This is a genomic window from Paraburkholderia sp. D15 (genome assembly GCF_029910215.1).
Lineage (GTDB): Bacteria > Pseudomonadota > Gammaproteobacteria > Burkholderiales > Burkholderiaceae > Paraburkholderia.
Genome location: NZ_CP110395.1, coordinates 295,980 through 306,945, shown reverse-complemented (window position 1 = coordinate 306,945; position 10,966 = coordinate 295,980). Strand labels below are relative to the sequence as shown.

Below are 10,966 nucleotides of genomic sequence, written 5' to 3'. Positions count from 1 at the left end.
CAGTCAGGTCCGGGTCGCGTCCAGCGCGGCCCGGACCTGTGCGACTCTGAAGGCCTCGACGGGCGCCAGACCGTGGCCACGCTCGCGGACGCCGGAACCGAAGTGCACCGCTTCGACCTGGGTCCGGCTCACGAAGCCGGCAATCGCCTCCAGCGTCAAACCGGCTCCCGCCAGGATCGTGCAATGCGAACCTGACGCCTGCCGGATCAACTCGCCGATCGTCGGCTCCGCATCCAGCACCGACGCCTTGCCGCCCGACGTCAGCACGTTCGTCACCGCATCGAAACCGAGCAGTACGTCCAGCGCTCGACGCAGATCGCGCGTCTCGTCGAACGCGCGGTGGAAGGTGATGGCGAGCCCATCGGCGGCGTCGATCGCACGCGCGAGCGCTTCGCGGTCGATCTCGCCCGCTTCGTTCAGCATGCCGATCACGATGCCGTTCGCGCCCGCCGCCTTCACCGCGCGCACGTCGCGCCACATCGTCGCGTAATCGTCGGCGTCGTAGACGAACGAACGGCTATGCGGCCGCACGATCACGTTGACGGGAATCGGTACGGCGGCCACCATCGCTTCGATCAAGCCGATGCTCGGCGTCAGACCGCCCTCGCCCATCGCGGTGACGAGTTCGAGGCGGTCGGCGCCCGCTTGCGCGGCAACGCGCGCATCGGCGACGGTGGTGGCGATGACTTCGAGTAGAACGGTCATGGTCGCGGCGAGATGTCGTCGTGGAAAACGACATCATCGCGCACGAACGTCTGGTCGCGCAGGTTTTCGCTGCGTGGGCGAAGCGATGCTCGAACGGCTGCACGCGGCTTTACGCGGCTGCGAACGGTTGCAAGCGGTTGCGAGCGGTTGCACGCGGCCCCACAAACCTCCTCACCGCGCCCGCCCGCTCAAAACCGCTCCTCGTCCACCCAGTCGATATCGCCGCACAACACGCAGGTCTGCTCGCCGACGCGCGTCGCCACCGACAGCGTCACGCACGGCAGCGCCTCGTTGATCGACAGATACGGCCGCGTCACATGCACGCGCTCCGGCGCATTGATCGCATCGCGGAAATACGGACGACGCAGCCAGTTCGCGCCTTGCGCGTCCGCCAGCGGCAAAAAGCGCGTTTCGTGCGCGGCGCGGTCCGCGCGCAGCACGACGTTGCGACCCGCCTGCCGCCCTTTCGCGTCGAGCAGGAAACAGCGCGCGGCGTGGTCGAGCGCGAGAAAATTCCAGCACACTTCCTCGAGCGGTTCGCCGGCAGCGAGCCGTTCGGCCGCGCGCTCGAATGCGCGCAGATACGGCACGAGCCGGCTAGCCCCACGCCGCTCGCGCGCCTCGGTCTGATCGCGATAGCGTTCGGTCAATTCGCTGATGCAGGCCGCCGCATGCACCGCATCCGCCGCACCCGGATTCGGCCGGCCGAAGAAGAAGCCCTGCACGAAGTCGGCATTGCAGGCGAGCGCCATCTGCGCTTCATGCTCGGTTTCCACGCCCTCGATCAGCACCAGCTTGCCCGCTTCGTGCAGTAACGCGACGAGCCCCGGCAGGATCGTCGCCATGTCGGCGCGATGCGCGGCATGCGACAGCATGATGCGGTCGAGCTTCACGATGTCCGGATTCAACTGCCAGATCCGTTCGACGTTCGAATGCCCCGCGCCGAAATCGTCGAGCGCGATCAGGAAGCCGCGTTCGCGGAACTGCCGTACCGCATCGGCGAGACGTTCGAGGTCTTCGGCGCGCTGTTCGAGCACTTCGAGCACGATGCGGCGCGGCGGCAGATCGAGCCGCTTGAGCGTGGCCAGCAAAGCCGCCGACAGATACGGATCGGTGAGCGCGCCCGGATGCACGTTCAGGAACAGCCATTCTCGATCGGCGCCGAGCACCTTGAAGTTTTCCAGATGCAGCGTCTGCGCGAGCCGGTCTACCTGCAGCACGTCGCCGACACGCGCGGCCTCGCCGAATACGTCGAGCGGCGACACCGGACGGTCGAGCGTGTCATGCGCGCGCAGCAGTCCCTCGTAGCCGACCGCCCGCATATGCGAAAGGCTGAAGATCGGTTGAAACACGCTGGTCAGCGTCAGCTCGCCATGCTGCGCCGAATAGCGTTCGAGACCCGACGTCACCTCGACATCGAAGCCATGCGGCGCGCTGGCCGTCCTTTCCTGTTGCGCAATGGTCATGCAATCCTCTCACGCGAGAGCCGGGCCGGTCCGAACGCGGAAGCGAACAACCTCGGCGCCGTTTCTCAAAATGTGCGTCATCGGTATGGCTTAAGCAAGCTCCATGCGCACGGTGGCGCACATTCGCATGACGTTTGCATTGGAGATTGCACGGCGCAAGGGCCGATGCGCCGCGCGGGGGCGTCGCGCGCACCGTTACGGTGCGCAGCCGGCGGTGGCGCCCGTGTTGTCCGCAGTGGTATCGGGCGGCATCGGGCTAAACTTCCCGCGGCGCCTCACGTCGAAGCTCATCCACGCAACCCGTCATCCCCAGAAACAGACCGATGGACATTGTCTTTACCGTATTGATCCTCCTGCTGGCCGTGTCCGTGTCGGGCATCGCGATCCGTCTTCTGCCGTTCTCGTTGCCGCTGCCGCTCGTGCAGATCGCGATCGGCGCATTCCTCGCATGGCCGGCGCTCGGCCTGCACGTCACCTTCGATCCGGACATCTTCATGATGCTGTTCATCCCGCCGCTGCTGTTCGCGGACGGGTGGCGCATTCCGAAGCGCGAGTTCTACATGGCGCGCCGTTCGATCCTGATGCTCGCGCTCGGTCTCGTGTTCATGACGGTGCTGGCGGTCGGCTATTTCGTGCATGCGCTGGTGCCGGCCATTTCGTTGCCGGTCGCGTTCGCGCTCGCGGCGGTGTTGTCGCCGACCGACGCGGTCGCGCTGTCGGGCATCGTCGGCAAGGGCAAGATCCCCGGGCGATTGATGCACATTCTCGAAGGTGAAGCGCTGATGAACGACGCGTCGGGTCTGGTCGCGCTGAAGTTCGCGATCGCCGCCGCGATGACCGGCGTGTTTTCGCTGCGCGACGCGTCGATCAGTTTCGTGATCATCGCGCTGGGCGGACTGCTGGTCGGCGCGGCGGTGAGCTGGCTGTTCAGTTTCGCGTCGACGCATCTGCTGAATCTCAACGAAGAGGGCGACCCCGCACCCGGCGTCGTGATGACCCTGCTGATTCCGTTCGCCGCGTATCTGATCGCCGAGCGCTTCGAGTTGTCCGGCATTCTCGCCGCCGTCGCCGCCGGCATGATGATGAACTACACGAGCGTCGCGAACGCGGGACCGGCATCGACGCGGATTCGCGCGGGCACCACGTGGAGCATGATCGAGTTCGTCTTCAACGGCATGGTGTTCATTCTGCTCGGGCTGCAGTTTCCGCACATTCTCGGCCGCGCGCTGCTCGACGCGCATGAAACGAGCGACGTGCAGGTCGGCTTGCTGATCGGCTATATCGCGGCGGTTGCGGTGGCGCTCTACGCAATGCGCTTCGTCTGGGTGTGGCTGTTGCGCTGGTTCGCGAGCCGGGGCGCGACGAAGCACGGCGTGGCGAACGCGGTGCCGGGTCTGCGCACCGCCACGGTGACGACGGTCGCCGGCGTACGCGGCGCGGTGACGCTGGCCGGTGTGTTGTCGTTGCCGGAAGTGTTGAAGAACGGTGCGCCGCTACCCGGCCGCGATCTGGCGATCTTCATCGCGTCGGGCGTGATTCTGGTGTCGCTGCTGGTGGCGGTGGTGACGTTGCCGTTCCTGCTGCACGGCTGGCGCAAGCACAAGGACCCGCACGCGGCCGAGGAAACCCTCGCCCGCACGATGGCGGCGCAAGCCGCGATCCGCGCGATCGACGACGTCCACGAAACCGAGTCCGCCGATCTCGACGAATCTGCGGCGGCGTACGCGGCGGATGTGACCGCCCGGGTGATGGATCTGTACCGCCGCCGGCTCGCGTCGCTCGACGACGAGCAGGAATCGCGCGACCTCGCGCGCCGCGCGGAGTCACTGGAATTCACGATGAAGCTGGCCGCGATGCGCGCCGAACGCAAGACCTTGCTGGCGCTACGCAACAGCCGCACGATCAACGACGAGACGTTGAACAAGCTGATGCGCGAGGTGGATCTGTCGGAGACGGCGCTGACTGCGCGCCGCAAGTAGAACCTGTCAGGCCACCGGCCCTTGCGCCGGTTTGCGGCGCAGCAGCGCGTAGAGAATGATCGCGCCGAAGGTCGCGGTGCCGATGCCGCCGAGACCGAAGCCGCCGAGCTTCAGCGAGAAATCGCCGGCGCCGAGCACGAGCGTCACGGCCGCGACGATCAGGTTGCGGTTATCGGAGAAGTCGACCTTGTTGACGACCCAGATGCGCGCGCCCGTCACCGCGATCAGACCGAACACGACGATCGACACGCCGCCGAGCACCGGCCCCGGAATGGTCTGGATCACCGCGCCGAACTTCGGCGAAAAACCGAGCAGCAGCGCGATCAACGCGGCGATCACGAACACCAGCGTCGAGTAGATTTTGGTGACGGCCATCACGCCGATGTTCTCCGCGTACGTCGTCACCCCCGTGCCGCCCGCGAAGCCCGACACGATGGTGGCGAGGCCGTCGCCGAGAAAGGCGCGGCCCACGTAACGGTCGAGGTTCTGCCCGGTCATCGCGCTCACCGCCTTGATGTGGCCGAGGTTTTCCGCGACGAGAATCACCGCGATCGGCGCGAGCAGGGTCATCGCCTGCAGGTTGAAGACCGGTGCGGTGAAATGCGGCATGCCGAACCACGCGGCGTTGGCGACGATCGCGAAATCGATCGGCTTGCCCATGCCGAGACCGTTGGTGACGATCGCGTAGATCACGTAGGCCATCAGCAGGCCGACGAGAATCAGCAGGCGTTGCAGCATGCCGCGCGCGAACACCGCGACCGCGCTCACGCACAGCACCGTGACGAGCGCCATCCACGAATCGAAGTTGCTGCCGCTCACGCCGTGCACCGCGATCGGCGCGAGATTCAAGCCGATCACGCAGACGATCGCGCCGGTCACGACCGGCGGCATCAGCGTTTCGATCCAGCGCGTGCCGACCGCCGACACGATCAGGCCGATCACCGCATACACCACGCCGCACGCGATGATGCCGCCGAGCGCGACCGGGATGTTCAGGTTGGGACCATGACCGCCGTAGCCGGTCACCGCGATCACGAGGCCGATGAAGGCGAAGCTCGAACCGAGATAGCTCGGCACGCGGCCGCCGACCAGCACGAAGAACAGCAGCGTGCCGATGCCCGACATGAAGATGCACAGGTTCGGATCGAAGCCCATCAGCAGCGGCGCGAGCACCGTGGAGCCGAACATCGCGACGACGTGCTGGACGCCCATCGCGATCATCTGCGGCCACGCGAGCCGTTCGTCGGTGCCGACGATACGGCCTTCGGCGCCGGCGGGCTGGCGTCGCCAGTGGGGGAAGTAGGAATCGGCCATGACGGGGGTTCTCCTCTAATCGGCGCGGTGTATCGTGGACGGCGCCGGAATCGACGCCGCCGCTCGGGAATCAGGCGCGAGTGTACGGAGTGCCATGGGGCCTGGCAAGGCCGGTAAAACGCGCGGTTTTCGCCGCGCGTTGCCGTTGCGTGCGAGCTTGACGGGCTGGCTTCGGAACGGGTTTCAGGACTCGCTTTAAGCGCCGCGCGCTTCGAGCGAAAACACCGTGACGGCCGCTTGAAGTTGACGCGCCTGATCCGCCATCGACGCCGCCGCAGCAGCAGCCTGTTCGACCAGCGCGGCGTTCTGCTGGGTCACGTCGTCCATCTGCGCGACCGCGCGGTTGACTTCCTCGATGCCGGTGCTTTGTTCCTGCGACGCCGACGAAATCTCGCCCATGATGTCGGTCACGCGCTTCACCGCATGCGTGACCTCGGCCATCGTCTGGCCGGCGCGTTCGGCGAGTTCGGCGCCGCTGCCCACGCGTGCCGTCGAGTTCTCGATCAGTTCCTTGATCTCCTTCGCCGACACCGCGCTGCGCTGCGCGAGCGAGCGCACTTCGCCCGCCACCACCGCGAAGCCGCGGCCCTGTTCGCCGGCGCGCGCCGCCTCGACCGCCGCGTTCAACGCGAGGATGTTGGTCTGGAACGCGATCCCTTCGATCACCGCGATGATGTCCGTCATCCGCTTCGAACCGGCCGCCAGTTCGCGCATGGTCTCGACCACGTCGCCGACCAGATGACTGCCGCGCGCCGCGACTTCCGACGCGCCGTGCGCGACGCCGCCCGCCTGTTGCGCGTTCTCGGCGTTCATCTTCACCGTCGAGGTCAACTGCTGCATGCTCGACGCGGTTTCCTGCAGCGCCGCTGCCTGTTCCTCGGTGCGTTGCGACAGGTCGGTGTTGCCCTGCGCGATTTCGCCCGACGCCATCAGGATCGATTCGCTCGACTCGCTGATGCCCGACACGATGCCGGCCAGACGCTCGCGCATGTTGCGCAGCGCGAACAGCATGCTGTCGTTGTCGCCCGCGCGGGTGTCGACGCGCACGCTGAGGTCGCCGTCGGCGATCCGGTTGGCGATCTGCATCGCGTAGTCCGGTTCGCCGCCGAGCTGACGCGACAGACGGCGCGCGATCAAGGTGGCGAGCGCCATGCCCGCGACGATCGCGCCGAGCACCAGCACGCTCATCACGATGCGCATGTGCTGATAGTCGTCGCTCGCTTCCTGCTGCGCTTCCACCGCCTGCTGGCGACGGTAGTCGATCAGCGCGGTGATGCGGTCGCGCAGCGCTTCGCTCGCGGCGATCGCGCGGCGCACGAGTTCGTTGTTATCGACGCCAGCCGGAATCGGTTCGAGACCGATCTGCTGGTGCACGATGCTTTCCCACACGCCCGACTCGCGCAGCACGGCGTCGAACATTTCCTGGCCCCTGGCGCTGCCGGTCGTCTTGCGATATTCGTCGTAGGCGCCGTGCATGGTCTTCAGCGACGCGACGATGCCGTCCTTCAGCTTTTGACGGGCCGCGTCGTCGGCGGCATAGCCGAGATTCGCGGCGGCGAGGTCGGAGTCGATCTTGTGGCGGTTCGCCTCTTCCATCCAGTAGAGGCCATTCATGTGCTTGTCGCCGATGACGGTCGTGATGTCATGCATCGACGACAGCGTGTTCAGCGCGGTTGCGCCGATCACCACGCAAAAGCCGATCACCACGGCAAATGCCAGCAACAGTTTGCGGAATACGGTCATGCGGTCGAACCACTTCATCTCTTCATCCTTCCCAAGGTCGCGTCAGGCGCTTTCGCCGATGCGCCCCGCCGCGAAACATTTCGCGAACGAGCCCTACGCAGCGACGCTCCTTCTCATTTACGGCTGCGATGACAGAGTCTTGATCAGACAAATGACAGGAATAACGCGGCAAGGATGATGAAAGGCGGCACTCTGGCCTAGGGACAGGCCGCAATGCGCCGCCAGTACTGCTTAAGAGCTTGGCGGGCGTTTGGGATTCGTCTGATGTATCAGGGTAAACCGGACTCTTAGACTGCGTGGGCTGCGTTCACCCCATGAAGCGCATGCGATGTTGTAACTCTCCGACTTGCCGCTCACGCTTCCCCGGCGTGAGCGGTTTTTTTTCGTCTGTGCGGTCTGTGCGTTTTGAAGGAGCGGCATTTCGCCACGTGGGGCGAGTGCGGCGCGGGTGGCGATGTGGCGATGTGGCGATCAGCCTTCACGCCTTAGCGGTGAATGCGCGTTCGGCAAGACGTGACGCGAACGCGCACACATCCGCGGGCCATGTTTCGACGATCTGCGTGAAGCGCGTGCGGTCGTCCGCGAAGAGTGCGCGCGTGGCGTCTTCGTAGTTCGGCAGGTTGCCGGCGAGCGCGGTCATGAAGCGATACGACGCCTCCTGCGCCACACGTTGCCGATGCCGGTCCTCACCCGCGACGCGCGCCGCTTCGACCAGCTTGCGCAATGCCACCGACGCGCCGCCCGATTGCGCGTTCAACCAGTCCCAATGACGCGGCAACAGCGTGACTTCGCGCGCGACCACGCCAAGCTTCGGACGGCCACGGCCGCGCGGCGCATCTTCCGCGGAAGTCGCGGCGGTGGTGGTGTCGGAGTCCGTTGCGGCGGAGTGGGCCGCGTTGGCATCGGTCGCGTCGCCGGCCTGTTTCTTCAACCGCGCGACGATCTCTTGCGGCGTGCCGCGCAAATCGAACTCGATGGGCTGGCTCGTGACGTCGTCGAAAATCAGCACCGGCGCCTGTTCGCCGCGCGCGAGCACCGCGTGCACGGCGAGCGCCACGTCCGGCAACGCGCCCGACGCGATCCGCCGATGCCCTTCGAAGGCCGTGCAAGTGGAAATGGAAGACTGTGAACTCACGACAAACTCCTGATCCCGGAAGGAAAGTTTGTCGAATTATACCCGGATATAATTTATCCGCAAATAATACCCGGGTTAAATTTAACGGAGACGCGACGTGGAACCGGCGCGTGCTTCCGCTGCGAGCGCGTTTGCGGGTTCTGACGCGGCCGTCGAGCCTGCGCCGCCTTGAACGCTCGCCGTGCCGCGCGCATGCGCATGCATATGCGTATGAACCGTCGCCCGATACGGCATCACGCGATTGCGGCCCGCGTCCTTGGCTTCGTAGAGCGCCTCGTCGGCGGCATTGATGAGCGCGCGGCTCGTCGCGAAGCTCTGGTTGCGCATGGTCGCCAGACCGATGCTCACCGTCAGCACATGGTGCGAACTCGCGACGTGCCGAAGTTCGCGCGCCTGAATCGCCGCGCGAATTTTCTCCGCGATATGCGCCGCGCCGACCTCGTCGGTATCCGGCAGCAGCACCGCGAATTCTTCGCCGCCGTAGCGCGCCGCGCCGTCGCCCGGACGCCGGATGCTCTGCGCGATGCTGTGCGCGACCGCGATGAGCGCGTCATCGCCCGCCGAGTGACCGTACAGGTCGTTGAAGCCCTTGAAGTTGTCGACGTCGATCAGCAGCATCGACAGCGCCCAGCCGTTGCGCTGCGCGCGGCGCCACTCCGCCTCGACCTCCTCCTCGAACGTGCGGCGATTGTTCAGGCCGGTGAGACCGTCGGTGCGTGCGAGGACACGCAATTCTTCCTCGGCCGCGCGACGCCGCCGCAGTTGCTGCGAGAACAGAACGGCCAGCGCGATGATCGTGACGTCGAGCGCGCCGATCAGCGAACCGATGATCCACGCGCGCCGCCGCCATTCCACGTAGATGTCCTGCGTGGAGAGCGCGACGTCGAGGATCAGCGGATACATGTCGATGTGACGGAACGCATACCAGCGTTCGACGCCGTCGATCGCCGCCGTGCCGAAGAAATCGCCGCTCGGCTGGGTCAGAAAGCGTGAGTAGTTCGCCGTGCCGGCGAGCCCGATGCCGATGATCTTCGGATCGTACGGACGCCGCATCAGCATGGTGCCGTCGCTGAGCATCAGCGCCATCGAGCCACCCGCGCCGAGATTCATGCCGGCGAACAGGCTGCGGAAATACGTGAGCCGCATCGTGCCGACCACCACGCCGCCGAAGCTGCCGTCCGGTTTCGAAATGCGCCGGCTCAGCGCGATGCTGACGTCCTTGCCGTGGATCTTCGGAATGAACGGATGGCTGAGGTACAAGCCGACGTCGGGCGAATCGCGCTGCACCTTGAAGTAGTCGCGATCGGCCACGTTGATCTTGCGCGGCGGCGACGATTGCGAATCGAACAGGATGTCGCCGGCTTCGTCGATGACGAGCAGCGAGCCGAGGTCTTTGGCGCTGGCGGAGCCGTCGAACAGCACCATCTGGCGAATCGCCGGATCGAGGTCGAGCACGCCCGGCTGCTTGAGACCGTCGATCACCGCGCGCAGCGACAGATCGTAGATTTCCAGATTGCGCGACACGTCCCGCTCGATCAGCAGCGACACGTTGAACACGGAGTCCTGCGCGCGGCGCAACGCGTCGTCGCGCATCTGCGCGAGCACCCAAACGGCGATCGCCAGCATCGCGCTGGCCAGCACGATACTGATCGCAATCACGATGTTCGGTCGGCGCGTCACCATAAGGACTCGTTCAACGTTGCGCTGGCCCACGCGCGTCAGAAGGTGGGCCACATTCCGCGTCCGGCATCCGGTCAGCGCCCTATTTTTCAGATAGCGTACCAGACCCGGCGGGGCGTCAAACGGTTGAACAGGCAGGGTTTTTATGGTTTGAGCCGAATCTGGGGCGCTAACCGGCGCGCAGATCGAGCGCGGGTGGCGCCGCCGTGCGGCTCAATGCGCGGATGCCGGCGGTTTCGAGTACCGCCTGCGGCGCGCCGTGGCGCACGGCTTCGAGCATCGCGAGGCCGATGTCCTCGGTGCTCAGCACGTAGTTGGGCAAAAGCGCCCGCAGGATCGGCAGGATGGGTTTGGCGAACGTGTAGAAGAGCCGGTAGGCGCGCGTTTTCGAGCGGATTCCGTGTAGCGGCTCGATCGCGCCCGGGCGGAACAGATAGACCGCCGCGAACGGCAGTTGGCGCAGCGCGTTCTCGGTGCGGCCCTTGACCCGCGCCCACATGCTGCGGCCGCGCTCGGTGCTGTCGGTGCCCGCGCCGGACACGTAGATGAAGGTCATGCGCGGATTGAGTCGGGCCAGCGTGCGTGCGGCGGTGAGCGTGAGGTCGTGGGTGAGGTGGCTGTAATCGGCCTCCGTCATGCCCGCCGACGAGATGCCGAGGCAGAAGAAACACGCATCGAAACCGGTCAGCTGGTTTTCCAGCGCGCTGTAGTCGAACAGATCCGGCTGAATCACTTCGGTCAGACGCGGATCGAGTTGACCGCTGCGCGTGCGGCCGATGGTCTGGACCGCCTCCACGTCGGGCGCGCGCAGACATTCGCGCAAGACGCCCTGGCCGACCATGCCGGTCGCGCCGAAAATCAGAACCTTCATGCTGCGGTGCTCCGGTGGGGAGGTTGATGAGGGTGTACGGGTTGGTCGTATTGTTCGGGTTTCGAGTAGCGTG

8 protein-coding genes are annotated in these 10,966 nt (G+C 65.8%); 1 reads left to right on the top strand and 7 read right to left on the bottom strand.

Annotation, left to right across the window (positions count from 1 at the left end; all coding sequences use genetic code 11):
- Positions 1 to 3 precede the first annotated feature (3 nt).
- A complete protein-coding gene (locus LFL96_RS01275; RefSeq protein ID WP_280997144.1) occupies positions 4 to 705 on the bottom strand; it encodes a copper homeostasis protein CutC in 702 nt (233 codons plus the stop codon).
- 188 nt (positions 706 to 893) lie between these two features.
- Positions 894 to 2,171: an EAL domain-containing protein gene (locus tag LFL96_RS01270; protein ID WP_280997142.1), complete on the bottom strand. Its 1,278-nt coding sequence runs from the start codon at positions 2,169 to 2,171 to the stop codon at positions 894 to 896.
- A gap of 323 nt (positions 2,172 to 2,494) precedes the next feature.
- Between LFL96_RS01270 and LFL96_RS01265 the strand changes: the two genes are divergently transcribed.
- The gene (locus tag LFL96_RS01265; protein WP_280997140.1) at positions 2,495 to 4,150 is read left to right on the top strand and encodes a Na+/H+ antiporter; all 1,656 of its coding nucleotides are present in this window, start codon (positions 2,495 to 2,497) and stop codon (positions 4,148 to 4,150) included.
- Positions 4,151 to 4,156: 6 nt separating this feature from the next.
- Here LFL96_RS01265 and LFL96_RS01260 read toward each other — a convergent pair whose 3' ends face one another.
- The 5 genes from LFL96_RS01260 to LFL96_RS01240 all read right to left on the bottom strand — a co-directional run bounded on the left by LFL96_RS01260 (position 4,157) and on the right by LFL96_RS01240 (position 10,893).
- Complete coding sequence (locus LFL96_RS01260) at positions 4,157 to 5,464, bottom strand: solute carrier family 23 protein (RefSeq protein ID WP_280997138.1); 1,308 nt, start codon at positions 5,462 to 5,464, stop codon at positions 4,157 to 4,159.
- Between the two features lie 195 nt (positions 5,465 to 5,659).
- Complete coding sequence (locus LFL96_RS01255; RefSeq protein ID WP_280997136.1) at positions 5,660 to 7,225, bottom strand: methyl-accepting chemotaxis protein; 1,566 nt, start codon at positions 7,223 to 7,225, stop codon at positions 5,660 to 5,662.
- Between the two features lie 460 nt (positions 7,226 to 7,685).
- On the bottom strand, positions 7,686 to 8,342 hold the full coding sequence (locus LFL96_RS01250) for a DUF2239 family protein (RefSeq protein ID WP_280997134.1): 657 nt from the start codon (positions 8,340 to 8,342) through the stop codon (positions 7,686 to 7,688).
- 81 nt (positions 8,343 to 8,423) lie between these two features.
- Positions 8,424 to 10,025 carry a sensor domain-containing diguanylate cyclase gene (locus LFL96_RS01245; protein WP_280997132.1) on the bottom strand — a complete coding sequence of 534 codons (1,602 nt, stop codon included), beginning with the start codon at positions 10,023 to 10,025 and terminating at the stop codon, positions 8,424 to 8,426.
- A 166-nt stretch (positions 10,026 to 10,191) separates the two neighbouring features.
- Positions 10,192 to 10,893 (bottom strand): NAD(P)H-binding protein, encoded by a 702-nt coding sequence (locus LFL96_RS01240; RefSeq protein WP_280997130.1) that lies wholly within the window; start codon positions 10,891 to 10,893, stop codon positions 10,192 to 10,194.
- Positions 10,894 to 10,966: the final 73 nt, after the last annotated feature.

Excerpts from the sequence above, each read along its gene's own strand:
- LFL96_RS01240 (WP_280997130.1), bottom strand. The coding sequence starts at position 10,893 with ATGAAGGTTCTGATTTTCGGCGCGACCGGCATGGTCGGCCAGGGCGTC.
- LFL96_RS01260 (WP_280997138.1), bottom strand. The coding sequence starts at position 5,464 with ATGGCCGATTCCTACTTCCCCCACTGGCGACGCCAGCCCGCCGGCGCC.
- LFL96_RS01265 (WP_280997140.1), top strand. The coding sequence starts at position 2,495 with ATGGACATTGTCTTTACCGTATTGATCCTCCTGCTGGCCGTGTCCGTG.
- LFL96_RS01255 (WP_280997136.1), bottom strand. The coding sequence starts at position 7,225 with ATGAAGTGGTTCGACCGCATGACCGTATTCCGCAAACTGTTGCTGGCA.
- LFL96_RS01270 (WP_280997142.1), bottom strand. The coding sequence starts at position 2,171 with ATGACCATTGCGCAACAGGAAAGGACGGCCAGCGCGCCGCATGGCTTC.
- LFL96_RS01275 (WP_280997144.1), bottom strand. The coding sequence starts at position 705 with ATGACCGTTCTACTCGAAGTCATCGCCACCACCGTCGCCGATGCGCGC.
- LFL96_RS01245 (WP_280997132.1), bottom strand. The coding sequence starts at position 10,025 with ATGGTGACGCGCCGACCGAACATCGTGATTGCGATCAGTATCGTGCTG.